The following is a 26,117-nucleotide window of genomic DNA, read 5'->3' on the forward strand; positions in this document are numbered from 1 at the left end:
AATCTATTTAAAAGGTTGCGTTCCAAAAGGTATTAACTTTATTACTTCGAAAAAATTATACTACTTTTTTCTGTGTCGATTGTATAATAATCGCCAGCATAATAACGACCAAACAACCGAATAAATTTAACCATAAATACGGCATGAGGTCAATCCACCAAACAATCACAACAATTGCTTGCGTGATTAATGCTGCTGTAAAAACTGCATTTCCTTTGACATACTTGAAGAAGAATGCTAACAAGAAAATTCCTAACACATTTCCATAAAATATAGATCCAATAATATTCACCAATTGAATCAAGTTTTCAGCCAAACTTGCAAAACATGCAATGATAATAGCCAAAATTCCCCAACCTAACGTGAATAATTTTGTTGCTTTCACATAATGCGCTTCGTCTTTTTCTTCTCTGACGTTTCGTTTGTACAAATCTATGGACGTAATGGTTGCCAATGCATTGATTTCAGAAGCCGTAGAGGACATTGCTGCAGATAGAATTACCGCCAATAACAATCCTATCAAACCGTTTGGTAAGTATTTTAAGATGAACGAAATAAACATATAATCACGGTCATTGGTCTCGCTGTCTTTTGCAGCTTCTTTATACCACGATTTCAATTCAGCTTTTTTCTCTTTATAGGCTTCACTTTCAGGATTCGCGTCAAGCGCGATTAATTCCTGTGATAATTTATCATACTTTTCACCATAATCTCCATCAATCGCACGCTTTATCAAATATTTTGATTCGGCACGATATGTTTTTTCAATACTATCTAATCGCAATAAATTTTTCTTATCGACATCATTATATGATTTTGCTAATTGTAAACTTACTGTCTTTTTCTCACCGAATAGAACAGCTTGTTTGTCTTGTAACGTTTTATAATCATTACTATACTCTGAAGCGAGTACTTTTTCAGTAGAAGTATCAATAAAGTTTAAAGGCGAAGGATTGAATTGGTAAAACACAAATACCATAACTCCGACTAATAAGATGAAAAACTGCATCGGAACTTTCAACAATCCGTTGAACATCATTCCCCAACGCATTTCTTTTACAGATTTCCCCGAAAGATAGCGCTGCACTTGACTTTGATCGGTACCGAAGTAGGAGAGTGCTAAGAAACTTCCTCCAATAATTCCTGTCCAAATCGTATATCTATTCTCTAAATCAAAAGAAAAATCGAGCACGTTCATTTTTCCGCTTGCGCCTGCAATATCCAGTGCTTTTATAAATCCTACATCTTCTGGAATTAAGTTTAACGTAATAAAAAAGGCAGCGAACATTCCTGCAAAAATGACAAACATTTGTTGTTTTTGAGTCACACTCACAGCTTTTGTTCCACCGGAAACGGTATAAATAATAACCATCACACCAATAATAATATTCAGCGTGACTAAATTCCAACCTAAAACAACTGATAAGATAATCGCTGGTGCAAAAATGGTAATTCCTGCGGCCAATCCACGTTGAATTAAAAATAGAATAGCTGTTAAACTTCTGGTTTTCAAATCAAATCGATTTTCCAAAAATTCGTACGCTGTATATACTTTGAGTTTGTGATACAATGGAATAAAAACCATACAGATAAAAACCATGGCAATTGGCACTCCAAAATAGAATTGTACAAATCCCATTCCGTCGCTAAACGCTTGTCCTGTGGTTGATAAAAAGGTAATTGCACTGGCTTGTGTAGCCATAACAGACAAACCAATGGTCCACCATTTTGAGCTATTTCCACCTCTAATATAATCTTGCACGTTTTGGCTTCCGCGCGTTTTCCAAGTTCCATAACCAACAATTGCGGCTAATGTTCCTATCAATACAATCCAGTCTAATGTGAGCATGTTGTCGGTGGGTTATGAGAAAATATTCATGAGTATGTAAAAGAAAATAATGTATGCCAAGTTGGCTAACAAAATGACGGTATACATTTTTTTCCAGACAAATTTTTCAGTTTCCATGAGTTAGTTTTTAAGTTGTGGTTGTGTGATAATTTGTGATTTGCCAACAGAAATCATATTGGTAAAAAGTTTGTATGCGCCAGGAACGCCCGCAGGCAATTCGCGGAAAAAACTCAATCCTGTATAGATGTAGTTTCCTTTTCCGTATTTGGCAATTAACAAACTTCCTTTTTTTGCTGTTTCTCCTTTGTCGTTCATGGAAAGTATTGGCGTAAATTCGGGTGCCCAATCATTCGGGAAATACAATCCGCGTTCTTGAACCCAACCGTCAAAATCTTTTGCAGTTATTTTATTTGGAAAGTTTACAATAGAATGATCTTTCGCAATAACTTCTACTTTTGCATATTCGTCCGTGACACGATCGCGTGATAATGTCAATTTATACGGCGCTAATTCGTTTGCGTCTACTTTTATGCGGCGACTTGTGTTGTATTGTACAATGACGTTTCCACCATTTTTTACATATTCTAGAATATATTTTTGCTTAAATTTTAATTCGTCAACTGTATTGTACGCTCTAATTCCTACGACAACTGCGTCAAATTTATCAAGTGAAGTTGCATCAATCGTTGCCGGATCAATTACAGTGACATCATAACCAATTTGTTTTAAACTTTCAGGAATTGCGTCTCCTGCACCTTGAATGTATCCAATATATTGACCGCCTTTTTGTATGTTCAAGCGAACGACTTTCGTTTCAGAAGGTAATAAAACCGATTGTTTCGGAATGTGATCGTATTCAATTTCGTTGAGTGCTTGCGTGTATTTTTTATCCCCAATAAATACTTCTGGTACTAAAACGCCTTCGCTTTGTGTTGCTGGTGGAATCACCGTAAACATTAGGGTAACTGCATCGCCTTTTTGAGCAATGGTTACTTTTTGCTTATCTGGATATACTTTCCAGCTATACGGATGTTTGATAGAAACATAGCCGTCAATATTGTCTTTTCCTGCTTTTACTGTTACCGGAATTTCTTTGGCTTCTTTTGAAGAAAAAATCAACACTTTGTCTTTAAAATTCGCCGTAACTGCAGGTAATATTTCAAACGGTTGGTACAATTCACCTTTATCAGGTTTTGAATATCGGTACACAACAGGTTTTGTAATGGTAATTGGTTTTCCGTCAATTTCAAGATTGAATTGCAACTTCGCAGGTCTTGGAGTTTCTGGCAATCCACGTAAATGCTGATCGGCAACGTTGTACATTCCTAAGGTTCCTTTTTCAAATAACCAATACGGTGCAGAATAATTGTCAGTTGCTAAATTGATCGCTAATTGAAAATTTTCTTTTGTATTTGGTTGTAATAAAAGCGTTTTTGGAGTTGTTTTTTGATCGCTTGAAGAAGTAATTGATTTCAGATTGATGTTCGCGTTGCTTCTGTTTAACGCTTCAACATTCACTTGCACGTTTGCTCTTGGTGTTGCATTTGGAGTCGCGGCAGATGCTTCTAAGTACAATCCGGCGCAAGCCTGAATAATTAATTCAATTTCACTTAATTTAATCGCTTTCCAATGTTCATCTTCGAGTTTTTGAATCATTCCATACGCTTCCATTAATTTTGGTAAATGCGAAGCTGGATTTACGAAGTTGAAGTTTTTTTCAACGGTAGTTAGAATGTTTCCGATTGCTTTTCCACCTTTCACACGATTCCAAGAAGTATCAATTCCTGAAAAAATATTGCTTTTATCTTCTGGAAAATCTCCTTTTAAAAACTCTACATATTCTTGTTGCGAACCACGTGAAGTTAAACGTCCAAAACCTTGACATAAGTGTTGACTACTCGCAATGGAAGCCAATTCGTTATTTGATAATCCTTTTAACGGATAATATACGCCAATATCGAAATTCAACATTTTGCTTTTATCAGCTTCTTCAAACTTTTTTCTACTTCCGTAAAACCACCAAGATGTATTGAAAAATAAACGTGTTGGTTGCCAAGTTTCGTAATCAGAAAGTTGTGAAGCATACGCGTTTTTGTCGCCAGCTAAATCAAAAGCTTCCATACTTAACATAGCAGAAGTGGTATGATGTCCGTGTGTTCTTCCTGCTCTTCTGTGATCAAAACGATTGATAATTACATCGGGTTTAAATTTTCGAATTGCCCAAACCACATCGCTTAATACTTCATCTTTATTCCAAATTGCCAACGTTTCATCTGGATGTTTTGAATAGCCAAAATCATTGGCGCGTGTAAATAATTGTTGTCCGCCGTCAATACCACGCGCAGCTAATAATTCTTGTGTACGAATAACACCTAATTGTTCTCTAATTTCCGGACCAATCAAGTTTTGTCCGCCATCGCCGCGTGTAAGTGATAAATACGCCGTACGTGCTTTTACATTATTAGACAAATAGGCGATGAGTCGTGTATTTTCATCATCAGGATGCGCAGCAATGTACAATGCAGATCCTAAAAAATTTAGTTTTTGTACTTTCTCGTAGATTTGATTGGAGGAAAGTTTATTTGGTTTTTGTGCGGTACTAATTGACGTAAACGCACAGCATACTAGAATAAACAGGATGTATTTTCTCATTAGGAAATATTTGGTTCAGTAAAATCAAAAATAGGAAAGTTGTACTAGAGACCTCTAGTTTTTAACGTTCTTTAACGTTCGTCAAATTTTCATAGGAAAATAAACCATTAATTTAGCGTTTTTTAGGTGTAATTTTTCTTCTGTAAATTCCATAAAAAAAGCGAACCGAAGTTCGCTGATTGTCTTTTTTTGATGTCTTAACATTTACATCCAGACACGAACCTTGTGTACGTATTCAGTGTACATATAATTGTGTCATGAGTCACTGGTAAAGGAGCTTGAATTGTATCTGGTAAAGGAATTGGTACAGGACAATACTGAGATTGGTTTGTTGTTGTTGCGCCGCCTTTTACAGTTGAAATTCCTACATTGGAAATTGTAGATTTACCAAGTTTTAAGTTTTTTAAATGTTGTTTTTTCATTGGAATTAAATTTTTGTTTCACAGGTTCAAAGAACGTTACATTGCTCATAAAAGAGAATAGGAAAAACACGGATTTAAGCTAGGATAAGCACCAAAAATTGAAGCATGAAAAAAGCGAACCGAAGTTCGCTTTTAGTATAGATATTAGATTAAATGTTAGTATTTGCGACTAGTAATATTCGCAATCTACATTAAAGCAGGAAGGTCCATTAGAACCACAATTAACTTGTGTTTGACAGTTATTAGTATTGTTTCCGCCGCCGCCTTCATTAGGGCAATAGCAATCACTCATAAAATTAGGATCGTTAGACGGGCAATCTTGCCAATAGCAAGAACCGTTTTCAGATTGATATCCACCTTTTGTAGCACTAACTTCTAAATTTGAAATTGATTTTTTATTCAGTTGTAAACTGTTAAGTTTTCTTTTTTTCATGATTCAATATTTTAATGGTTTTATAAAATGTTTAGCAGATGCAATCAGAATTAAACAAACAATTAGTATTTGTTTTACCTTCATCGCATATAATGTTACTATCGGCATTACATGTACGTCCGCTTCCACCTTTAGCTACAAAAATTTCTAAGTTGGAGATTGATTTTTTGTTCAGTTGTAAACTTTTAAGATTTTTTTTTTTCATGATATAAATTTTAGATTTGACTATTAGTAACACGCATAACATTGTCCATTATACCATTGAATTCCCCAACCATAACATTGTGATTGTGGCCAGTTAATTGGAATTCCGCCAGTTCCGCCACAAAATCTGGTTTTTCCACCATTGACATTTTTTTGAGAGTCTTTACTCAATACTTTTGTTCCCTTAAGATTTGAAATGTTTTTTAACATAAGTGTAAATTTTTGGTTAATAATGAAAAATTAAGAAAAACAAATAAAAGAGCGTTACGGAAACACCTTACTTAACGTTTTAACATCCTCAATGTGATACATTTCAGAAAGTTCAACGTGGCGCATTTTGACAAGTTTACCTTGAGCCTATCGAAAGATTCCTAAATAATTCCGTAGTTTTGAAAAGACAGTTTTAATTCACACATACATTCATGAATACATTAAAAAATAGTGCCTTTATTTTGATTGCTTGCCTGATGGTAAGTTGTTCAACATCTCAAAAAGAAGAAATGAAAGAAATCATCGCGTATGCAAATGATACACATTCGTACGCAAAACCAAACGAAGCTGTTGCAAAGCATTTATTGCTCAACATTACTGTTGATTTTGATAAAAAAAATATCACAGGAACAGCTACATATACCATAGAAAGTACAAATGCTTCCGAAATTGTATTTGATGCGAAAAACTTGAACATTCAGAAAATAACTGTTGATGGAAAAGAAGTGAAGTTTTCGCTTGGCGCGAATGATGCCGTATTGGGACAATCATTGTCAATTCCGATTGAAAAAAACTCAAAAACAGTTGCCATTACTTACGAAACAACAGATAAGACAGAAGCATTACAGTTTTTAAACCCACAACAAACCGCCGATAAAGAACATCCGTTTTTACTAACACAAGGACAAGCAATTTTAACGCGAACCTGGATTCCTATTCAAGACAGTCCACAAGTACGATTAACATATACAGCAAATGTAAAAGTGCCAAAAGAGTTATTGGCGATTATGAGTGCGGAAAACCCAAAAGAGAAAAACGAAAACGGACAGTACAGTTTTGAAATGAAACAACCAATTTCACCGTATTTAATTGCGTTAGCAGTTGGCGATTTGGTATATAAAGAAATCAGTCCACGAACTGGCGTATATGCTGAAAAATCGATGATTGACAAAGTTCATTACGAGTTTGCAGACATGGAAAAAATGGTAAAAGCTGCTGAAAATTTATATGGAGCGTATGCTTGGGATCAGTTTGATGTGGTTGTATTGCCACCAAGTTTTCCGTTTGGCGGCATGGAAAATCCACGATTGACATTTGCAACACCAACCGTAATTGCAGGCGATCGTAGTTTAACAAGTTTGATAGCGCACGAATTGGCACATTCTTGGTCTGGAAACTTAGTTACAAATGCTACATGGAATGACTTCTGGTTGAACGAAGGTTTCACAGTATACTTTGAAATGCGCATCATGGAAGCGTTATATGGAAAAGAATATGCAAATATGTTAGCTTCAATAGGAAGACAAGATTTGGCAGAAGAAATAGAAGGTTTTAAAAATCAGCCAACAGCAACACATTTAAAGTTAGACTTGAAAGGGAAAAATCCTGATGATGGAATGAATAGTATTGCATACGACAAAGGATATTTATTCCTAAGAACTTTAGAAGAAACCGTTGGACGCGAAAATATGGATACTTTTCTAAAAGAATATTTCAATAAGCATGCGTTTTCTACCATGACAACAGAAAAATTTGTTGTGTATTTAAACAAAGAATTATTACAAAAAAACAAGGTTGATTTTAATGTAAACGATTGGATTTACAACCCCGGAATTCCAGCAAACGCAGCAAAAATTCAATCTGATAAGTTTCAAAAAGTAGAAGAAGCTATTGTCAATTGGGAAAAAGGAACTTTAAGCGAAGTTGATTTGTGTAAAAAAGAGTGGAACATTCAACAAAAAATACATTTCATCAGAAACATTCCTGCAGGAATATCTATAGAAAAATTCACTGCTTTAGATACGGCATGTAATTTTTCAAACGCGACCAATTCATACATTGCCATGGTTTGGTTTGAACAAACCATCAATCATGATTATCATGCAAACAATGTTGATGCACAAATTGAAAACTTTTTAATGAGCGTTGGTCGTCGTTGGTATGTTTCAACCTTATACAAAGCATTCAAGCGAAATAACAAACTAGAAGAAGCAAAACGTATGTATACAAAAGCACGTCCAAATTATCATTCAGTTACAGTAAATACGATTGATGAAATGCTTGGTGTGACTTTTTAAATTAAGACAAAAAAGAAAGGATAAAATAAGGGCATATTTTATCCTTTTTCAAATGAGATTATATATAAGCCAAGTAGGTTAAGCGTGGAATATTACTTAAGTATGACTTAGATATATTTAGTAATTAATTTATCAGATTATTACATTATCAATGTCGTGAAATTTTATAACTATTGATTACGGTTTTACCATATAACCGCTATTCTATTGCTATTGATTAATAGGCGTTTTTGTAGGATTATAGCCTTAACTCTTTACGTAGTATACTATCTTTTACACCATTTTTAGACCAATACGGACTCTTCAACTGTTTGATTCTCGTTGCTTTAGTCGTCAATAATTTGGCATTACTTCCGTAGCCACTTGTCGTTCTTTCAGTCCAACCCAAAATATCGTACGGAAAGCTAGTGTTGAAGTTTATAGCAAGTTTTCTGTTCAATTTTGGATAGTTTAATGTGTATGTTGAAATGGTTCCATTTGCTGTTAATGTTGCTATTGCTTCATACGCTTTTAGCGGAATATGTTTCATGCGTAATACTTCAAATGCAGGAATAATTTGCTGTGCTCCTGTGGGTAATTGAGTTGGATCAATTCTGAGTTTTGTCCACAATTCATCTTCTAAAATTGCTTTCTCAGTCGTAAATTCCTGATCCGATTCACTTTCAAAATACGAATACGATTGTACTTCAAACTGTTCTCTAGTATTCAATTGTGTAAAAATATGCCCGCACCATTCTTGCATGGAAGCAGTGACTTTTATCGCATGTTTATTGTTTGCCACAGGATAAAATGTACTTGTCATGGTGCTATACGGATAAATTCCGGTGTAGAATTTCTTCGTACTATTCAATTTTAAAATTGGAATATTATTCGGACGTTGTTGATCTGCTTTGACTTGTTTTGTTGGATTAAAATCTTCCGTAACGTAAATTAATACAGATTTCCCTTTGTGAATTTCGCCGTAACGCGCTTGTTCAAGTTCGTAAGAAGTGATTTCCGCTGTACCAGCATACCAATACTTGTTGAATGCTTCTGAAGTTGGTTGTGCAAGTTTGGAAACGGTTGTTATTGTTAAAGTTGTAGCGGTATCATTTTTAATATTGGAACAAGCTATAATCGTTCCTATGATCGTAAGTCCAGCTAAAATAAGGTGTCGTGAGATCGATTTCATCGTTTTTTTATAAAGATATTCAAAAACAATGACTGTGCAGTATGATTTAACAATGTGTTAAAACAATTTAAGTGTGTTTGTTTTAATTCTTCGGATAATGATAAATGCGATAATCATAATGATAAGTAATGAAATGACCACAATAAAAGTTGTACAAGATTCTTGTATCGCAACTGGTAATAAATCTACAGACGATGCAGTATCTGCCGAATCGAATGAACTTCGAAGATTTGTTTCAGTTTTTGGATACCTCTGATTTTCTATACCATAAACATTGGTAAAAGCATCAAAGTGTTGTCCAGTATACTGAAATTTATTTTTATTAAGATTTTCAAAAAGTATATTATCTAGCGGAAGCGAATACATTTCATTCAAGGGAACATCTATTGTTTTTTCAAAGGCTTCGCTAGTATAGAAAGTTTCTGTAGTTTTTAAAATAGATGATACTTCTTGCGCACAAAGAGTTGTATGCAGAAGGAATATGAATGAAATAATAATACAACGTATAATTTTTTTCACAAACTGTTATTTTAGGGAATCTCATTCAATTTACACAATGTTGATCGAACAACGGATGTTTTATCTGTGAGATTACACTATTATTGTATGAATTGCACAAAAAAGTATATGAACGGTAAATGAATTGTATGTAATTGATTCACAATCGCTCATATAAATAACAACTCACAACCTAAAAATCCGACATACCTGTTTATTGATATAGGGAATTGTATTGTTATTTTTACTTCTAGAGAAGTAATCATAACCTTTAGTTTGATGTATTTTCGTTTTTGTCTTCGTAAATAATTTGTCATTTTAACTTTTACATTGAGTAGAGTAGGAATGTGATTCAGAATCACACAAGAAGCTAAAAGAAATAATAGCAAGTATTGAGTAGATTCCTGCCTTCGCAGGAATGAAAAAGCATCAGAATAACGTTTCAATCTCCGAAAGCACTTTATATACCAAATGCGTTGGCAAACCAACCACATTTGCATACGAACCTTCAATGCGTGAAATTTTTGTATTGCCAATCCATTCCTGAATTCCGTACGCGCCAGCTTTGTCAAACGGTTTAAAATTACTTACATAATAGTTGATCTCTTCCGTAGAAATGTCTTCAAAATACACTTTCGTAATCTCATGCACTACTTTTTGTGAAGTCGCCGTTGTAAAACAAACCGATGTAATAACTTCGTGACTTTTTCCGCTCATCGCGGCAATCATATCAAACGCTTCTTGTGCATCCTGTGGTTTAGCAAGCGAAACACCTTCATGCCACACAACGGTGTCCGAAGTAACTAACACTTCATTAGCTTTCAATTCACCTTTAAAAACAGACGCTTTTAAGACGGCTAAATAATCAGAGATTTCATGATGTTGTAAATGTTCAGGATAGACTTCATCAACCGATTTCAATCGGATTTCAAATTTCAGTCCTAAATCTTTAAAAAACTGTTGCCTTCTGGGAGAACCAGATGCTAAAATGATATGATATGTTGAAGAAAGTTTGTCTAACATAATTTTTAAGGTAATAGAAATGCAAGTTTATCAATCGGATCAAAATAGTAAAAAATGAGTGTAGATAAAATTCCAAACAACATGATTAATTTCAATAGTAAAGACAGCATTCGGTATTCTCGTTTGGAATCTGCTTGCCATATTTTCATAATGAAATATAAAAGTGGTAAAAGTATGGTAATCAGTACGTAAATTGTGGTAATTGTTTTTCCTTGAAGATATGCACTTGTAATATACAGAATGAAACAAATCATTAATCCAGCTAAAACAGCAACAATTTTATTGACTCTATTTCTCCCTAAGATAATTGGTAACGTATTGATTCCGGCATTGTAATCGCCATTTACATCTTCAATATCTTTGACGAGTTCGCGCATGAGATTTATCCAAAAAGCGAACGTTCCATAAATATATATTGCAATAAGCGCAACATCTTTAAAAAATACTAAGTGCTTGCCGCGAGTTGTGTGTCCTTTATCAAATGCGATCAGGATGAATAAACTGCTCGCTACTAAAGCAGAAACAACACTATTTCCAACTAACGGAATGCCTTTTAAGTACGAACTGTACAAGAATAATAATACAGCAATTCCGATGAAAATTAAAGAAACCCAACTATGGTTGATTGCGAAACCAGCATAGCTTCCCAAGCCAATTCCCACGAAAGTTAAAAAGGAATAAAGCAAATACGCTTTCTTTTTGGAAATAAACGTATCAATAAACATACGATTTGGTTTGTTGATACGATCTGTTTTTACATCAAAGATATCATTGATAATGTTTCCACCTGCAGCAATGAATATGGTTGCTATCATAACACACAGAAACAAGTCAGATTTTATGTGGCAATCGTCAAAAGGAACAATCCAATAGTAAAAAAAGAGGAATTGCGTCAAGGCAATCATGACCAAGTTTGGAAACCGAATGAGTTGTAAAAACTTTAGCATGAATTTAGAATTTAATCGTATTTCGCGTCAAAATTCTTATCCCACGTTCCTTGTACTCTCATCACTTGCGAAATGACGTCACGTGCCGCGCCTTTTCCACCATCGACATGAGATATATAGTCGCAAATTTCTAACACCTCGTATGCTGCATCTTGTGGACAACACGACAATCCAACACGTTTCAATACAGGAACATCTGGAATATCATCGCCCATATACAGCACATTTTCAAGTTGGATGTTTTTCTTTGCCAAATATTCGTCTAATTGCTCCACTTTGTGATGTGCACCCAAGTAAATATCCGTTATGCTCAAACCTTCCAAACGCTTGCGAACGCCTTCATTGGTTCCGCCAGAAATGATACACACATTGTAGCCTTTCATAACAGCAGTTTTAAGCGCATAACCATCTTTAATGCTCATACGACGTAACATTTCGCCCGATGTGGTCACTGTTACAGTTCCGTCGGTTAAAACACCATCTACGTCAAAAATAAAGGTGGTAATTTGGTTCAAATATTCTTTATAGCTTTTCTCTTCCATAAGTTTTTGCAATTGATTGCGTGAGCAAGGTATATATTTCTTTGTGAATGTCTTTATCTAATTTTTCTAGATGTGTATCAATCGTTTTTTGATCGCCACGTTTTGCAGGTCCAGTTTGTGCCATATACGGCGTAAGCGTTGTAATTTTCTTTGCAGTTTCTTGAATTAATGGGCTTAAAATTTCAAAAGGAACATTGTTCGTTTCACAAATTTCATGCGCGATTCTATATAAATGATTGCTAAAATTATTCACAAAAACCGCCGAAACATGCAAAGCGCGTCGTTGTTCCGAACTAATTTTATACGAAGTACTTCCAATCGCGTCCGCAACCGTTTTTAAAATTTTATAATCTGCTTTTTCGCCAGTTTCCAAACAAATCGGAATCGCAGAAAAATCAACAGACACACCTTTGGTAAAGGTTTGCAACGGATAAAATACGCCGCGTCTATTTTTTTTGTGCAATTCGTGCATGCTTGCACTTCCCGAAGTATGCACCACCAAACGATTGGTAAATGGTAACTTATTGGCAATACTTGGAATAGCGTCATCTGCAACGGCAATAATGTAGATTTCGGCTTCCGCCAGATTCTTCAAACTAGTAGTCGTATCTGTATTTTTGAAATACGATAGAGCTTTTGTCGATCTGTTATAAACTTGAACAACCTGAAGCGTTTCAACAGTTTGAAACACCTCATATAAATGTTGCGCAATATTTCCCGCGCCTAAAATGACAATTCTTATCATGCCGCTAAAATAACAACACTTTACGGTTTTTAAAACTTTAGCGATGTACTTTTCAATCCATTCGTTTTAAATTTCCCATAAATAGGTTAATTATGATGCATAAAATTTTCAAACATGATATATATCATGAAAAAAAATAGTCAGAGTTGAGATATTTGTCAAGAACAAAAACCAAAATTAAGATGACACTATATAACACCTATTTAAACGAATTTCAAAGTAAATATACCATGTACATTCCGTTAACGATCATTCTGCAAAGTTGTATCGGATCAATTGCTGCAATGTATATTTTAATGAACGGACTAGACACGGTTTCTTCTTTAGTGCAATTATTTTTATGTGTAATATTCACTTCTTTTTATAACGCATCAATCTTAGCACAACTAAAAGGAAAATTTGTATTTAATATGTTGCTATTAAGTTTAGTATTCAGTGCATTAGTCATTGTGCTAAATGCGATACAGTTTTATTAGAAAGTAATGCATAAGTATAAGATTCCAATGTGTAAACAAAATCAAGAAACAGCAGAAATAAAATAAACACGTATGTGGAATTTTTTGAAAACACATAAATACCTGATCACATTAATTTGGTTTGGAATGGTCTTAGCGATTAGCTTTATGGAAGCTCCGCTAAAATTTCAATCAGAATTAGTCGATCGGCGAATTGGTGTCAGCATTGGAAAAATCATTTTTACAGCATTAAATAGAGTAGAAGTAACATTTTTATTAATTTATACCATTCTATCGCTTGCGAGTAATAGCTTTAGAAGAAGTTACTTATTGCATTGTTTGATTTTAATCGTATTGATACAAACAATTTTCTTATTACCTTTATTAGATGACAGAGCTGTACAAATTATAAATCAACAACCTGTAGAAGATTCTAGCTTACATATTAGTTATGTATTGTTAGAAATCATCAAAGTAATTGTATTATTGTGGGTAAGTGTTTCTGAAATCAAGAAACTAGCGAGTTACAAGTCAAACAAATCTAAGCAAGTCCAAGAAGTCTAGTAATCTAAGTAAGTCCAAGAAGTCTAAGCAAGTCCAAGAAGTCTAGTAATCTAAGTAAGTCCAAGAAGTCTAAGCAAGTCCAATAATCTAACAATCCAAGCAAGTCTAATAAAGTCCAAACATGAAACACGACATTCGAAATAGGGAAGATGTACATTTATTGGTGACAACTTTCTATGATAAAATTCGAAAAGATGACTTGTTGGGACCAATCTTCAATGCGCGAATTACACATTGGGACGCGCATTTAGAACACTTAACAGACTTTTGGGAAAGCAGTTTATTCTTTGTCAACAAATACAAAGGAAATCCGTTGGAAAAGCATGTTGAGGTAGATGCAGCTATAAAAAACACCATCAATGAACATCATTTTGGCGTTTGGTTAAATTACTGGTTTCATACCTTAGATGCACTTTTTGAAGGCGAAAAAGTGAACATCGCAAAAAACAGAGCTCGAAAAATGGGCACTTTTATCTACATCAAGTTGTTTGAAGCACGCACACCGAAATAAATCACTTCAATTAGAATGTTCCTAAATAAGCGTAAATTGAATGTTAAATAGACATTAAATTATGTAAAATACCGTATTTTTGCATACTGAAATTTTGATCTAAACGATAACGCTACACAATGGGTAATTTCATCAAGAATATTCTCTTTTCTACACGATTAATGGCTGTCCTTTTTTTTGTATTCGCACTTGCCATGGGAATAGGAACTTTCGTTGAAAGTGAATACAGCACAATAACAGCTAGAATATATGTTTACAACGCATGGTGGTTTGAAATCATTATGATATTTTTTATGATAAATTTCTTTGGAAACATGTTTCGATATCGATTGTTTCGAAAAGAAAAATGGGCAACATTACTCATTCACCTATCGTTCATATTTATCATTCTTGGTGCGTTTGTCACACGTTATATAAGTTATGAAGGTGTGATGCCAATTAGAGAAGGCGCAACCGAAAGTACATTTCTTTCTGAAAAAACATACATTAAAGCGTTGGTTGATGGCGAAATTGACGGACAACCAAGACGTAGAACACTGAAAGGTGATTACTTAATCTCTCCAGAAGGAATTGCTCCAGGATCTTGGACTAATGAAGGATTTCCTTGGAATAAAGATTTTAACGGGCAAGAATTTACAATTGATTACAAAGGATACATTCAAGGCGCAGAAGAAGGTATTGTGCCCGACGAGAATGGTATAGAATATCTGAAAATAGTAGAAGCTGGCGCTGGAAATCGTCACAATCACTTTCTACAATCTGGTCAAGCTGCTGATAATCTTCATAACATTCTGATTGCGTTCAATAAACCAACAGAAGGTGCTATCAACATCATGAGTGATGCTGATGGAAATTACACGATCAAAAGTCCGTTTGATGGCGAAAACATGATCATGTCAATTCAACAAAAAAGAAAAGTATACAAAGACAGTGTACAACCGTTTCAATTCCTTTCGTTATACAGCTTAGCAGGATTGCAATTTGTAGTTCCTGAACCAGCCGTTAAAGGAAAAATTGGTGTTGTAGAAACGCCAGAAAAACTAAAAGATCAGGCTGATGCTATTATTTTAGAAATTACAAGTAAAGGCGAAACTGAAGAAGTTCGCGTTATGGGTGGAAAAGGACGCACAAATCCGCCTGTACAGGTGAAAGTTGGTGGACTTGGCTTTTGGTTGACGTTTGGTGCTGACCGAATGAAACTTCCATTTAGTATAAAACTCAACGATTTCATCGCAGAACGGTATCCTGGAACAGTAGGGCAAGGCGGTTACAAATCGTTTATGAGTAGAGTTACTTTAGTAGATGATACTTCGTTTGATTACGATATTTATATGAATCACATTATGGATCACAAAGGATATCGTTTCTTCCAAGCACAATTTGACAGAGATGAAAAAGGAACCATTCTTTCGGTAAGTCACGATTACTGGGGAACCAACATTACCTATTTTGGGTACTTCTTATTATACTTCGCATTAATGGCTATTATGTTTGATAAAAATACACGCTTTAGCGATTTGAAAAAGCAATTAGAAAAAATTAAGAAACGTAAAGCAACACTTTCTATCATTGCATTGTTGTTCTTTAGTTTTGGTGCATTTGCACAAGACAATGGAGAAGTGCGAAAACAAGCAGCAAACGAAACATCTCCACAAGCAGCAGTTGTAAAGCAGCAAGATTCTACCAGTCATGAAGGACACGATCATGCGCCAGGTGAAGAACATGAAGTTGTGACAAGAACGATTACGGGTAAACAAGTAGATTCTATCATTTATGCGAATATTGTTCCAAAAGAACATGCTGATAAATTTGGTCGTTTGGTCATTCAAGATGCGGATGGACGTATGAAACCGGTTAATACGTATGCGCAAGAATTGGTACGTAAATTAAGTAAATCAAACACGTATAGTGATAATGTCATTTCGGCAAACCAAGTATTGTTGTCAATGATTCAATATCCAAAATTGTGGTACAACGCAAATATCCTTAGTGTAAAGCGTCAAAAACACGATAGTTTACGAAAAATCATCGGAATTGAGAAAAGCGATAAATACGCAATGTTATTAGATTTTTTTGATAAAAAAGGGAATTATAAATTAGCACCTTATCTAGAAGATGCTTTTGCTTCAAATACGCCAAATCAATACCAAAAAGCAATCAAAGAATTCGATTTAAAACTAGGATTACTCAATAGAGCAGTTTCTGGAGAAATCTTAAAAATATTTCCACTTCCCGATCATGAAAATAACAAATGGATTTCTGGAGAAGAATATTCTCAGAATCCAAGTCAAGGATTTCAACCCAAAGATTCATTATACGAGCGTTATGTAAAAAATGCAATGCCAGTATATGTATTGATCCTAAATGCAGCACAACAAACGGGCGACTATTCAGAAGCAGATAAAATGCTAGAAAGTTTACGCAAGCGTCAAGAAGAATATGGAAGTGCTGTTGTGCCTTCTTTAAAAAAGATTGATGCTGAAATTGCCTATAATAAATATAACATTTTTGAAAAACTCATGATGTACTATTTGTTGATTGGCGCCATCATGTTCATCCTAATCATTGTTCAGATTTTCAAAGATAACAAAGGTATGCGTGTGACAATTATAGTCTTTAAGTGGCTTGTTGTTGCCTTGTTCTTATTACATACCTTAGGATTAATTGCACGTTGGTACATTTCGGGTCATGCACCGTGGAGTGATGCATACGAATCTATGATTTATGTAGGTTGGGCAACCATGTTATTTGGATTGTTATTTGGTCGAAAGTCCGATCTAACAATTTCAGCAACCACTTTTGTCGTAGCTATGATTTTATGGGGCGCGCACATGAACTGGCTCGATCCAAATATAGCAAACTTACAACCAGTTTTAGACAGTTATTGGTTACTTATCCACGTTGCCGTGATTGTAGCAAGTTACGGACCATTTGCGCTGGCAATGATCTTAGGAATTGTATCGCTTTTATTGATCATTCTGACCACAAAAGAGAACAAAAAACGCATGGAACTCAACCTAAAAGAAATCACCATTATCAATGAAATGGCGATTACGGTTGGTTTAGTGATGTTAACGATTGGAAACTTCCTTGGCGGAATGTGGGCAAATGAAAGTTGGGGACGTTATTGGGGTTGGGATCCAAAAGAAACGTGGGCGTTAATCAGTATCATGGTATATGCATTTGTATTACACATGCGATTGGTGCCAGGATTGCGTGGACGTTGGTTCTTTAACTGGATGGCAATCTCAGCGTTTGGCTCAATTCTCTTTACATATTTTGGTGTAAACTTTGTCCTTAGCGGATTGCACTCGTATGCAACTGGAGACGCTGTTTTAGGATTACCATTCGTCATCACAGCAACCTTAGTTTGGCTTGCTTATGGCGCATTGAGTTACTGGCGTTACCAAGTGCATTATAAGAAAAGTAAGTCTGTGAATTCTTAGTCTTTGGAGTTTAATAGTTTATAAGTTTAGCAGTTTTCGGTTGACGGTTTTCAGTTGTTTTAGTTTCAATTGTCAGTTCGAGCGCAGTCGAGAACAGCTTCGAAGTAGTTGCGGTTTTCAGTTTGCACTTTTACATTTAAAATTTAGCATTCAAAATTTTACATTTCTACTGTTCCAACCATTTCCGAAAATCCGAAGTCGTCGACGAACTTGTCATGACCTTTTCTTTCAGACCTGTGAGTTGAATGAGTAAACGATTTTTGAAATGATTTTCGATATTTTCAATAGCTTCAATGTGCGCAATTTGACTTCGATTGATGCGAAAGAATTTCAACGGATTTAGCATTTCGTGAATGGTGCCTAAAGTATGCGAAATTGGGTGTTTCTTGCCCGCGTGATCGATCGCCATGCAAAAATCGCCAGAAGCTTCTATCAGACTAATATCACTTACGCTTAACAATTGAATTCCTTTTGATTTCTTAATCACAAAACGCTTCTTATAGTGTATTTCTTCTTGCTTTAACGCAGATTTTAATAAATCAATCGTGTCATTGTGAATTGGTTGATAGCTCTCTGTTTTAAAAAACGATTGAAATTTATCTAGTGCTTGCTTGATGTCTTCTTTTGTGTATGGTTTTAGAATATATGCGATTCCATTCGTGCGAAACGCTTCAAACAAATATTCATCGTGTGCTGAACAGAAAATAATTGGACAATCAATTTGAACCGTATTAAACACATCAAACGAAATTCCATCTAACAATTGAATATCCGACAGGATAAAATCATAACTATGTTGCGCTAAAAATTCACGTGCTTTTTCATTGGAACGCGCCCAATCATGCAAAAAAGATTCCTCAAAATAGGTTTCCAAATTTGCCACGAGTTTCTCGTAAGCAGGAATTTCATCTTCTAAAATTAATATGCGCATTGCTTGTAAATTATGACTCGTTACTTAGTTTAATAATTGGAATTTTCACGATAAATTGACTCGTCGTATCTTCTATAATTAGTTTCTGATCGGATAATAACGCATACCGATATTCTAAATTTTTCAAGCTCGTTCCAAGTGATTCTTGATTGGATTTGATGTTGCTTTTCGTATTTGAAATCGTTAACCAATCTTCGTCAATTGTCATGGTTGCTTTGATTGCTTTTCCGTGTTGTGCTCTGTTGTGTTTGGCAATATTTTCTAACAAGGTTTGAATCGCGCCAGTCGGTACAAATTTATTTTCTAGCGATACATTTTTAATAATCTCAAAGTCATAATCATTGCCAAAACGCGTTTTTATTAAAAACATATAATTTTCTGCCAAGTTCATTTCTTCCGTCAATTCCATGACTTCTGCATCTTTCGTTTGAATTAAATACCTGTAAATCAATGATAAACGATTAATGTATTCTTTTGCTTTTTCCGTGTCACTATCAATTAAAGCATCCAGTGTATTCAAATTATTAAACAAAAAATGCGGACTGATTTGTGAGCGCAACAGCTTCAATTCATTTTCTTTTTGTTTTTGTTGAATGTTTGAAAATTGAATTTGATTTTCATAGTATTTCTTCGCGAGTAATAACCCAAAAGGCATCCCAATACTTTCTGCCGTGCCTGAAATATAATTTATCAGTTCCTGCACACCATATTTAAACTCACTCCAATCATTATCACCGCTAAAATGACCCACAGCATCTTCTAAAAACCCAGCAATAATCATTAGCAAAACTGCCCAAAATGTAAAACGTAAGTACTTTTTTTGGTTGATGATATAATCTGGTAATAACCAATACATAAATATTAGTATCATTCCAATATCAAGGATGATAAACGCAGGAATATCTAGTAAATATTCAATAAGATTATAACTCTTCTTTTGGAATTCATATATCGTCATCAGGACTGACACGCCATAATAAATGACGAATAGCATGTAATCAGATTTGTTGAGTTTTGTTTTCATAATGAATGCATAAAAATAGAGTAAAAATTTTATTGTTATGAGAATTTGAAATAACTTTTATAAAAGAGTCTTTCAAATATATCTTAGAAAATATTTCATTTTTTTATTTTCTTTTACTTTGCTCGCACAAAGAATACTGAATCAAGTTCAGCACAGGCTTCAACAAAAGAAAGTGCGCTTTTTAGTTCATGCATTTATACTTCAAGTTAAAGTATTCATGAATCTTCGATTTCCAGAGGTGTTTTTAGTTTTTCTATCGAAAACTAAAACCGTAGTCATTTTTCTAAATTTTTTAGTTCACGATTTTCTATTTTAAATTAATGAGTTCATGAATCTGCGATTTCCAAGGCTTCAAAAATTCTTAACGAAAAATGACTACTACACTGCGGAAAAAGAATCCGTTACGCATTATTTTATATGAAACACATATTATTGCTTCGTTTTAATTCGATCAACTTCGTCACCAGCGCTATTTTTTCTATTTTTTGATTTGTTGTATTTCTTACCAAAACTATAACTCAATTGTAAAAACACATTTCTTCGTGGCCAGTCACTAATAAAGTTTGCATTCACATTGTCATAATTGATGGCACCCATAAATTTACGATCGATAATTTCTTCCAATTCTACACTTACTTTTAATTTATCATCTAAGAATTTTTTGCTAAACGCGATATCAATTCCAGCTATCCATTCAAACTCAATTTGTCCTTCCAGTCCGCCAGATGTGTAATATCCTGATATTTCTGATTGAATATTCCAAGGTAATTTATATTCCGCGCTTGTAAACCATGTCATGCTCCATTTAGAAGTATCTAAGACAGGATTTAAGTTTTCAGAAGTGTAGTTGGCATAATTTACAATCACGCCTGTATAACCTTCCAAACCTTTTATAAAGCTCAATGGTGCAAACAAACTAAAGCTCCAATTTTCGTTATTTGCTAAGTTGATCGTGGAACGAGACGATTCTGAAGTTGCATCATCTTGTGATACAATTTGAAACAATACATCATTCGTCTTACTGTAACTTGCGCTGAAAAATGGTTGATTCTCGTATGTTAAGTTGAAACGGAAACTATTCGTCAATGCAGGTTTTAAGGTAGGATTTCCTTCTTCAAATGTAAACGGATCGTAATAATATACAAACGGATTTAAAGTTTCATACGAAGGACGTTGAATGCGGTAACTGTATGCAAGATTCGCAGAGATTTTGTCTGTAATTTCACGAGAAACACTCAAACTTGGGAAAAATTTCGCAATTGTTCTGTCTAAAGAAGTATTCAAGTTTTGCGAAGTTCCAACGGTTTCGCTTTGTTCCCAACGCAATCCACCAGAAAAAGACCATTTATCTACGGAAACGTTCAATTTTGCGTAGGCTGCCATGATATTTTCATCAATCAGAAAACGATTTGTTTGGTTGCTATTATTGACAAAATCGCCACTTGTATCTTGAACCAACGATTTTAAATCGCTATCCGAATCTACATCCGAATACTTAAATCCTGCGCTCAACGTTGCCTTCTTACTCAATTGACGTTTGTAATCCGCTTGATAGGTGTAAATTTTATAATCTGCATCTTGAAAATAGCGTTGATTGTCATACGCCACAGTACTTTGTCCAACTTGAAATAAATTGTTTTCATTCGTAGAATTGTAATCTACATAATTAAAATCGAGTGTCAATTTATTCACTTCATCATCATATTCGTAATACGGATTGATTACATATAATTTCCAATCGCGCTCAAATCGGTTGTCAGTTTCCAACGATTCCATCGTTCCGTTGTTTGTAATATTCGTCACATTATCCGTGACACGATTTGAAGAACTTCCCGTTCGTCGGACGCTAATTCCTGTTGAATGTTTTTTGTTGATGTAATAATCCAATCCGGCACTCAGTCGCAATGTATTTGGATCAAAAGGCGAACGGGAAATTTGATCGTATACTTCGTCGCCAATTTTTCGAATGATTTGTAAATTTTCTCGCCAAGAACCACGTGAATAACTCGCGCTCGCTTGCCAATTGATTTTATCTTTAAAACTCGCAATGGAAGCACTTTTTCTGAAAGTGAAATCATCCACATAACCCACCATACTTTTTAAAGTTCCGTAGGTTCCAAGTTTTACATTTTTCTTTAAAATAATATTAATCAACGCGCCAGAACCATCTGCATCATATTCTGCACCAGGTTGTTGTACCAATTCTATTTTCGCAATATTATCCGCAGGCATTTCGCGCAGCAGCGTTTGCATGTCCATATAATTGGTTTGTTTTCCGTTGATTAGGATGCGAATATTGCTTTGTCCGGCATAACTAATATTTCCGTTCGTGATCAACATACCTGGAATTTTTTTGATGACATCGCGCACATTTGAATTCACCATTTCGGAATTTTCAAGATTCACGACGAGTTTTTCTGCCGTTTGTGTAATGACTGGTTTTTTAGCTACAATGACAACTTCGCCTAAGTTTTCAGGAATGTCTTCTTTCATGATAAAATCGAAGGTTACATTCTTAGTGGAATCAATGTTTAATACAATAGATCGTTGTGTTTTGTAACCAAAAATAGAAGCTTCCACTAGATAACTTCCGTTTTTGACATTCGTGAACCTGTATGCTCCGTTGTCTTCTACAATGACAGCTTTCAAAGGCATATCGCTTTCGTTTTCGTATAATACTACATTTGTAAATGATAAAGGTTGCTTAGCTTCGTCTAATACGTTTCCTGAAATCGTACTTTGCGAAAACATAGAAAGGCTTGCAAGCAATAAAAAGGTGCTGAGTAAAGTTTTTAACATAACTGTTCGTTTTTTTTGATGAACAAATATGTCTCAGAATGATGCAATAGAAAAGGGGTTTCTGCCGAATTGGGATTAAAAAAGGTTGAGTTGGGAATATTTTACTATTAAGTTTTAGTGAATCTCGATTTTGAGAAGTCTGCAAGACGAACTCAAAATTGTAAGCTGAACTAATCCCGATGAAGATCGAGATCTATGCTTTTTAGTACCTTTACCTAACACAATAGAAAATAGATTATATGAAAGCACTTCGCGTATTGCTTCACATTCTCCTAGTATTGTTGCTTACAATACTCACGCAAGTTGGCGGATTGGCATATTTGATTTATTTAGGGTTGAAACGTCGCGTTACGATTTTAGGTTGGAAGCGAAAAGTGGTTAATTTTAGTATGTTTCTGGCAATTTACGGTATACTATCGTTTGTAATTTTACCAATATTGGCTTCGAGTTTATACAACAGAAAAGCATTACCAATTACACATTCGGCATTGAAACCATTAAGAATGTTTACCTATTTGATGAATCGGCAGTATGTGCATGAAGATTTATACGCAGTTTTAATTACGGAAGCTGAACAAATCCAAAAAGAGTTTCCAGAAACGACCACGTATTATTTAGATGCTTGTTTTCCGCTTGGCGCGAAATTTCCCTTGTTGCCGCATTGGAGTCACAACGACGGACGAAAAATAGATTTGGCTTTCTATTATACAGATGCAACTACAAAATACTATAAAAACGGAAGTCCATCTTGGTTGGGTTACGGCGTTTGCGAATCCCCAACAGTAGGCGAGGAGAACATGCCTGAATTCTGCGCGGAGAAAGGTTATTTTCAATATAGTTTCTTGGAAAAAATCGTTCCGCAATATAAAAAAGGAAATTATGTTTTTGACAGAACACGCACAAAATCCTTGATTGATAAATTGACAGCTTCATCCAAAATCAAGAAAGTATTTATTGAGCCACATTTAAAAAAACGCATGAAACTTACGAGTTCCAAAGTCCGTTTTCACGGTTGTCATGCAGTTCGCCATGACGATCATATTCATGTGCAGTTATGATAGATATTTTTATTCCCATTTGGTTTGAAAAACGGCTCCTATGGATAAGTCATTTTCATCACTACACATATAGGGAAAAGCTTTAGTAAAGCTTCTATTTACACCAATTGAGTCTATTTCAAAAAAACAATCTCCAGATTCCGTTTGAAAAATCATTCCTTTACTCACGTTGTCTTTCGTTCCTTTATCAATTTCAAGAATCCAATATATGAACTCTCCATTTTCCCCTGATATAATTTTCTTAGATGAACTTATAATTTTAGCTGATAATGGATTCTTTAGAAATAATTTTCTCCATTTTTTTGGAATTTGATTTAAGTCTAAAGGCACATTGAGTGTATCTTTTTGTCGATCCTTTAAATAGCGACCACTTCTTTCAGGTTCAGCTCCTGAATTGTAATTTTCGGAAAACCGCATGTAGTCGTTTTTTTTATCGGTATTCCAGCCTACATCAAATTGCTCAGTTAATACATAGTTAGCATTTCCCCAAGTAATTATAGTATACTGTGTTTTAATTTTTAGAGAATCAACACCGTAATCAATCTTGAGTGTGTCTGGTTTATCATTACGCACCATTGGGTATGTTATGAGCTTTATTTTAGAAGGAATTAGTGTCAAATTAGTCTTGTCAAATTTGTAGGTTCCAAACACTTTTTTCCTTTCTCCACCTCCTAAACATCCATAAAAATATTCTTGATATTCAAAATTTTCATTGCTTAATAGATTAAGAATCAATCCATTGTTAAATCCGCGATAAGAATATTTTAGCGTATCAATTTTCTTGGTATTTGCGATGTTTTCTGTTGATTTATTTTTTGTATTTGAACAACTAATGAAGAAAATTGATAGTATGAGTAGGATACTTTTATACATCTTATTGTAAAGCGTTTTTATTTAGCAATTCTTTTTCGTAACTCGTTCCAAATCCGATATATTGTATTTCATCAATTTTTATTTTTTCAGGTTCAGCCCATTCTCCATCTTCATTGATAAGCTTTAATGCTATTTCAGTATCCATTACAGTTTCAATTTTACCTACAAAATACGTATCATCATCAGATTCATCAAAAATGGCTACTAATTCTTGATTTTTTAATTCTGATAGACATTGGGACATATTGTCCATTTTTTCGAGTGCCAATTGTCCAATAAAATCTGAGTAATTATTATTTTTTATTTCACTGAGTTCTTCTTCGTCCCATGCTCTGTATTGTTCGATTTCATAATTTCTGATGATTGCGAAACCATCAAATTCTTTGGTATCTTCATTAAAACAAATAAAAATGAAGACTTCATCATTCGATTTTAAACAAATTCCAGAATAAACTTTATCTCGATTTGGAGCCAAATCTACATGTATTGGGATTTTATTTTCAATTTCGTTCAACATTTTTTATAGTTTACAGACGTTCTTATTCGTAATTTAATTCATTCTACAATTTCGTAGTCAATATCTAGTTTTCGTAAAGTTCTTAGCGCAGAACCTGTGTTTTTATCTGCTATTTCAATATCGACAACGTCTCCTTCTAAGAGTATTTCTGTAAGTTCATTCGCTAAAGATTCATTCATGTTTGTTGAAATCTCGGCAATAAATTTGGCGATCGCTCTTTTATCTGGACGTTGCGCATCACAAGACACTAAGTTTAATTTCATAGTTATAAATTATGAATGTAATATACTAGAATTAAAGTAAGTTTCGGTTATACATATATCATTATTCGCTTTAACGGTTTTATAAATTGAAAAATCATTTTTATTGTGTAATTTGTTGTACAAAAATATTTTTATAACCACTAATTTTTAAATTATTAAATCATGAAAAAACAAATTTTAAGTATTGGAAAAGTTTTAAGTAAAACGGAACAGAAAGCAATTAATGGCGGATCACTTGGTATTGGAGGAATAAGTAATCCATGTCCAATAGTATTATTAGCTGCACCACCAGAAGGTTGTCATTATATAACAGTTCCAGGAATACCATGTCCTACTTACAAGCTAGTTTGCTTCGATATTACGCCATACTAATAGTCCTAAAATTAAATAAAAAACCTTCTCTATTTTTAGAGAAGGTTTTTAAATACGCTCACTTGTAGCAACAATAGCGACTTATTTTTTCTGCAACCAACCGACAATTTTATCTTCTAGAATTAAATCACACAAAATATCTAAACCTGATAATTTCCAAAATATGTTTTCACTGTTGTTATGCCGTAAAACATTGCGATCATATTCATGAATAAAGGGTTTTATAAATTGGAAATCATTTTTTATGGTGTAATTTGTAATACCAAAATTTTTTATTAATTTTTAAATTATTTAATCATGAAAAAACAAATTTTAAGCATTGGAAAAGCTTTAAGTAAAACTGAACAGAAAACAATTAATGGAGGAGCAGTAGGACCAATTCCTATTGATGGACTTCCGTGTGAAGAGCCACAATTAGCTCCACCGCCAGAAGGATGTTTTTACAGACGCATTGCCCCATGTACTTATAGGCTAATTTGCTTAAGTATTACGCCACTCAGTTAATCCTAAATTAAATAAAAAGCCTTCTC

25 protein-coding genes are annotated in these 26,117 nt (G+C 34.3%); 8 read left to right on the forward strand and 17 right to left on the reverse strand.

Annotated features, from left to right (window positions below):
- Positions 1-55 precede the first annotated feature (55 nt).
- From H2O64_RS05030 to H2O64_RS05050, 5 genes are all read right to left on the reverse strand, one after another.
- A complete protein-coding gene (locus H2O64_RS05030; RefSeq protein WP_187561057.1) occupies positions 56-1,849 on the reverse strand; it encodes a sodium:solute symporter in 1,794 nt (597 codons plus the stop codon).
- 120 nt (positions 1,850-1,969) lie between these two features.
- Positions 1,970-4,501, reverse strand: a complete 2,532-nt coding sequence (locus tag H2O64_RS05035) for a PIG-L family deacetylase (protein WP_187561058.1) — start codon at positions 4,499-4,501, stop codon at positions 1,970-1,972.
- Between the two features lie 197 nt (positions 4,502-4,698).
- Positions 4,699-4,923, reverse strand: a complete 225-nt coding sequence (locus H2O64_RS05040) for a hypothetical protein (protein WP_187561059.1) — start codon at positions 4,921-4,923, stop codon at positions 4,699-4,701.
- A gap of 169 nt (positions 4,924-5,092) precedes the next feature.
- Positions 5,093-5,356, reverse strand: a complete 264-nt coding sequence (locus H2O64_RS05045) for a hypothetical protein (RefSeq protein ID WP_187561060.1) — start codon at positions 5,354-5,356, stop codon at positions 5,093-5,095.
- A gap of 228 nt (positions 5,357-5,584) precedes the next feature.
- Positions 5,585-5,770: a hypothetical protein gene (locus H2O64_RS05050; protein WP_187561061.1), complete on the reverse strand. Its 186-nt coding sequence runs from the start codon at positions 5,768-5,770 to the stop codon at positions 5,585-5,587.
- A 212-nt stretch (positions 5,771-5,982) separates the two neighbouring features.
- Between H2O64_RS05050 and H2O64_RS05055 the strand changes: the two genes are divergently transcribed.
- Positions 5,983-7,848, forward strand: coding sequence for a hydrolase/aminopeptidase (locus H2O64_RS05055; protein ID WP_187561062.1), 1,866 nt, complete (start codon positions 5,983-5,985; stop codon positions 7,846-7,848).
- Positions 7,849-8,086: 238 nt separating this feature from the next.
- Here the strand turns inward: H2O64_RS05055 and H2O64_RS05060 are convergent, their stop codons facing one another.
- The 6 genes from H2O64_RS05060 to H2O64_RS05085 form a co-directional block, all read right to left on the reverse strand.
- Positions 8,087-9,019, reverse strand: coding sequence for a septum formation inhibitor Maf (locus H2O64_RS05060; RefSeq protein WP_187561063.1), 933 nt, complete (start codon positions 9,017-9,019; stop codon positions 8,087-8,089).
- A 57-nt stretch (positions 9,020-9,076) separates the two neighbouring features.
- A complete protein-coding gene (locus H2O64_RS05065; protein ID WP_187561064.1) occupies positions 9,077-9,538 on the reverse strand; it encodes a hypothetical protein in 462 nt (153 codons plus the stop codon).
- 408 nt (positions 9,539-9,946) lie between these two features.
- Entirely contained in the window at positions 9,947-10,540 is a 594-nt protein-coding gene (locus H2O64_RS05070; protein ID WP_187561065.1) for a Maf family nucleotide pyrophosphatase, read from the reverse strand.
- 5 nt (positions 10,541-10,545) lie between these two features.
- Complete coding sequence (locus H2O64_RS05075) at positions 10,546-11,487, reverse strand: geranylgeranylglycerol-phosphate geranylgeranyltransferase (protein WP_187561066.1); 942 nt, start codon at positions 11,485-11,487, stop codon at positions 10,546-10,548.
- An 11-nt stretch (positions 11,488-11,498) separates the two neighbouring features.
- Positions 11,499-12,029, reverse strand: coding sequence for a KdsC family phosphatase (locus H2O64_RS05080; protein ID WP_187561067.1), 531 nt, complete (start codon positions 12,027-12,029; stop codon positions 11,499-11,501).
- The gene (locus H2O64_RS05085) at positions 12,010-12,774 is read right to left on the reverse strand and encodes a Rossmann-like and DUF2520 domain-containing protein (protein WP_187561068.1); all 765 of its coding nucleotides are present in this window, start codon (positions 12,772-12,774) and stop codon (positions 12,010-12,012) included. The genes H2O64_RS05080 and H2O64_RS05085 overlap by 20 nt, the downstream gene beginning before the upstream one ends.
- Positions 12,775-12,956: 182 nt before the next feature.
- On the opposite strand from H2O64_RS05085, the gene H2O64_RS05090 reads away from it, so the two are divergent.
- The 4 genes from H2O64_RS05090 to ccsA all read left to right on the forward strand — a co-directional run bounded on the left by H2O64_RS05090 (position 12,957) and on the right by ccsA (position 17,750).
- Entirely contained in the window at positions 12,957-13,250 is a 294-nt protein-coding gene (locus H2O64_RS05090) for a hypothetical protein (RefSeq protein ID WP_187561069.1), read from the forward strand.
- A 72-nt stretch (positions 13,251-13,322) separates the two neighbouring features.
- Positions 13,323-13,793 (forward strand): hypothetical protein, encoded by a 471-nt coding sequence (locus H2O64_RS05095; protein ID WP_187561070.1) that lies wholly within the window; start codon positions 13,323-13,325, stop codon positions 13,791-13,793.
- A gap of 121 nt (positions 13,794-13,914) precedes the next feature.
- Positions 13,915-14,304: a group III truncated hemoglobin gene (locus H2O64_RS05100; RefSeq protein ID WP_187561072.1), complete on the forward strand. Its 390-nt coding sequence runs from the start codon at positions 13,915-13,917 to the stop codon at positions 14,302-14,304.
- 119 nt (positions 14,305-14,423) lie between these two features.
- Complete coding sequence (ccsA, locus tag H2O64_RS05105; protein ID WP_235982770.1) at positions 14,424-17,750, forward strand: cytochrome c biogenesis protein CcsA; 3,327 nt, start codon at positions 14,424-14,426, stop codon at positions 17,748-17,750.
- Between the two features lie 166 nt (positions 17,751-17,916).
- Here the strand turns inward: ccsA and H2O64_RS05110 are convergent, their stop codons facing one another.
- The 3 genes from H2O64_RS05110 to H2O64_RS05120 form a co-directional block, all read right to left on the reverse strand.
- Complete coding sequence (locus H2O64_RS05110; RefSeq protein ID WP_187561073.1) at positions 17,917-18,681, reverse strand: LytR/AlgR family response regulator transcription factor; 765 nt, start codon at positions 18,679-18,681, stop codon at positions 17,917-17,919.
- A 10-nt stretch (positions 18,682-18,691) separates the two neighbouring features.
- Complete coding sequence (locus H2O64_RS05115; RefSeq protein WP_187561074.1) at positions 18,692-19,705, reverse strand: sensor histidine kinase; 1,014 nt, start codon at positions 19,703-19,705, stop codon at positions 18,692-18,694.
- Positions 19,706-20,134: 429 nt separating this feature from the next.
- The gene (locus H2O64_RS05120; RefSeq protein ID WP_187561075.1) at positions 20,135-22,504 is read right to left on the reverse strand and encodes an outer membrane beta-barrel protein; all 2,370 of its coding nucleotides are present in this window, start codon (positions 22,502-22,504) and stop codon (positions 20,135-20,137) included.
- A gap of 239 nt (positions 22,505-22,743) precedes the next feature.
- On the opposite strand from H2O64_RS05120, the gene H2O64_RS05125 reads away from it, so the two are divergent.
- Positions 22,744-23,562 carry a hypothetical protein gene (locus tag H2O64_RS05125; RefSeq protein ID WP_187561077.1) on the forward strand — a complete coding sequence of 273 codons (819 nt, stop codon included), beginning with the start codon at positions 22,744-22,746 and terminating at the stop codon, positions 23,560-23,562.
- Positions 23,563-23,571: 9 nt separating this feature from the next.
- Here the strand turns inward: H2O64_RS05125 and H2O64_RS05130 are convergent, their stop codons facing one another.
- The 3 genes from H2O64_RS05130 to H2O64_RS05140 are packed head-to-tail and all read right to left on the reverse strand — an operon-like array spanning position 23,572 to position 25,215.
- A complete protein-coding gene (locus H2O64_RS05130; RefSeq protein WP_187561079.1) occupies positions 23,572-24,435 on the reverse strand; it encodes a hypothetical protein in 864 nt (287 codons plus the stop codon).
- A 1-nt stretch (position 24,436) separates the two neighbouring features.
- On the reverse strand, positions 24,437-24,952 hold the full coding sequence (locus H2O64_RS05135) for a hypothetical protein (protein ID WP_187561081.1): 516 nt from the start codon (positions 24,950-24,952) through the stop codon (positions 24,437-24,439).
- Positions 24,953-24,990: 38 nt separating this feature from the next.
- The gene (locus H2O64_RS05140) at positions 24,991-25,215 is read right to left on the reverse strand and encodes a hypothetical protein (RefSeq protein WP_187561082.1); all 225 of its coding nucleotides are present in this window, start codon (positions 25,213-25,215) and stop codon (positions 24,991-24,993) included.
- A gap of 162 nt (positions 25,216-25,377) precedes the next feature.
- On the opposite strand from H2O64_RS05140, the gene H2O64_RS05145 reads away from it, so the two are divergent.
- Both H2O64_RS05145 and H2O64_RS05150 read left to right on the forward strand, forming a co-directional pair.
- Complete coding sequence (locus tag H2O64_RS05145) at positions 25,378-25,587, forward strand: hypothetical protein (protein WP_187561083.1); 210 nt, start codon at positions 25,378-25,380, stop codon at positions 25,585-25,587.
- Between the two features lie 297 nt (positions 25,588-25,884).
- Entirely contained in the window at positions 25,885-26,091 is a 207-nt protein-coding gene (locus H2O64_RS05150; protein WP_187561084.1) for a hypothetical protein, read from the forward strand.
- Positions 26,092-26,117: the final 26 nt, after the last annotated feature.

It is taken from the genome of Kordia aestuariivivens (assembly GCF_014397005.1).
Classification (GTDB): Bacteria; Bacteroidota; Bacteroidia; order Flavobacteriales; family Flavobacteriaceae; genus Kordia; species Kordia aestuariivivens.

What these genes read in the sequence shown, in the direction of transcription:
- H2O64_RS05120 (WP_187561075.1), bottom strand. Translation starts at nt 22,504, where the DNA reads ATGTTAAAAACTTTACTCAGCACCTTTTTATTGCTTGCAAGCCTTTCT.
- H2O64_RS05060 (WP_187561063.1), bottom strand. Translation starts at nt 9,019, where the DNA reads ATGAAATCGATCTCACGACACCTTATTTTAGCTGGACTTACGATCATA.
- H2O64_RS05070 (WP_187561065.1), bottom strand. Translation starts at nt 10,540, where the DNA reads ATGTTAGACAAACTTTCTTCAACATATCATATCATTTTAGCATCTGGT.
- H2O64_RS05055 (WP_187561062.1), top strand. Translation starts at nt 5,983, where the DNA reads ATGAATACATTAAAAAATAGTGCCTTTATTTTGATTGCTTGCCTGATG.
- H2O64_RS05115 (WP_187561074.1), bottom strand. Translation starts at nt 19,705, where the DNA reads ATGAAAACAAAACTCAACAAATCTGATTACATGCTATTCGTCATTTAT.
- ccsA (WP_235982770.1), top strand. Translation starts at nt 14,424, where the DNA reads ATGGGTAATTTCATCAAGAATATTCTCTTTTCTACACGATTAATGGCT.
- H2O64_RS05030 (WP_187561057.1), bottom strand. Translation starts at nt 1,849, where the DNA reads ATGCTCACATTAGACTGGATTGTATTGATAGGAACATTAGCCGCAATT.
- H2O64_RS05075 (WP_187561066.1), bottom strand. Translation starts at nt 11,487, where the DNA reads ATGCTAAAGTTTTTACAACTCATTCGGTTTCCAAACTTGGTCATGATT.
- H2O64_RS05035 (WP_187561058.1), bottom strand. Translation starts at nt 4,501, where the DNA reads ATGAGAAAATACATCCTGTTTATTCTAGTATGCTGTGCGTTTACGTCA.
- H2O64_RS05050 (WP_187561061.1), bottom strand. Translation starts at nt 5,770, where the DNA reads ATGTTAAAAAACATTTCAAATCTTAAGGGAACAAAAGTATTGAGTAAA.
- H2O64_RS05135 (WP_187561081.1), bottom strand. Translation starts at nt 24,952, where the DNA reads ATGTTGAACGAAATTGAAAATAAAATCCCAATACATGTAGATTTGGCT.
- H2O64_RS05095 (WP_187561070.1), top strand. Translation starts at nt 13,323, where the DNA reads ATGTGGAATTTTTTGAAAACACATAAATACCTGATCACATTAATTTGG.
- H2O64_RS05080 (WP_187561067.1), bottom strand. Translation starts at nt 12,029, where the DNA reads ATGGAAGAGAAAAGCTATAAAGAATATTTGAACCAAATTACCACCTTT.
- H2O64_RS05140 (WP_187561082.1), bottom strand. Translation starts at nt 25,215, where the DNA reads ATGAAATTAAACTTAGTGTCTTGTGATGCGCAACGTCCAGATAAAAGA.
- H2O64_RS05045 (WP_187561060.1), bottom strand. Translation starts at nt 5,356, where the DNA reads ATGAAAAAAAGAAAACTTAACAGTTTACAACTGAATAAAAAATCAATT.
- H2O64_RS05090 (WP_187561069.1), top strand. Translation starts at nt 12,957, where the DNA reads ATGACACTATATAACACCTATTTAAACGAATTTCAAAGTAAATATACC.
- H2O64_RS05085 (WP_187561068.1), bottom strand. Translation starts at nt 12,774, where the DNA reads ATGATAAGAATTGTCATTTTAGGCGCGGGAAATATTGCGCAACATTTA.
- H2O64_RS05145 (WP_187561083.1), top strand. Translation starts at nt 25,378, where the DNA reads ATGAAAAAACAAATTTTAAGTATTGGAAAAGTTTTAAGTAAAACGGAA.
- H2O64_RS05110 (WP_187561073.1), bottom strand. Translation starts at nt 18,681, where the DNA reads ATGCGCATATTAATTTTAGAAGATGAAATTCCTGCTTACGAGAAACTC.
- H2O64_RS05125 (WP_187561077.1), top strand. Translation starts at nt 22,744, where the DNA reads ATGAAAGCACTTCGCGTATTGCTTCACATTCTCCTAGTATTGTTGCTT.
- H2O64_RS05130 (WP_187561079.1), bottom strand. Translation starts at nt 24,435, where the DNA reads ATGTATAAAAGTATCCTACTCATACTATCAATTTTCTTCATTAGTTGT.
- H2O64_RS05150 (WP_187561084.1), top strand. Translation starts at nt 25,885, where the DNA reads ATGAAAAAACAAATTTTAAGCATTGGAAAAGCTTTAAGTAAAACTGAA.
- H2O64_RS05100 (WP_187561072.1), top strand. Translation starts at nt 13,915, where the DNA reads ATGAAACACGACATTCGAAATAGGGAAGATGTACATTTATTGGTGACA.
- H2O64_RS05040 (WP_187561059.1), bottom strand. Translation starts at nt 4,923, where the DNA reads ATGAAAAAACAACATTTAAAAAACTTAAAACTTGGTAAATCTACAATT.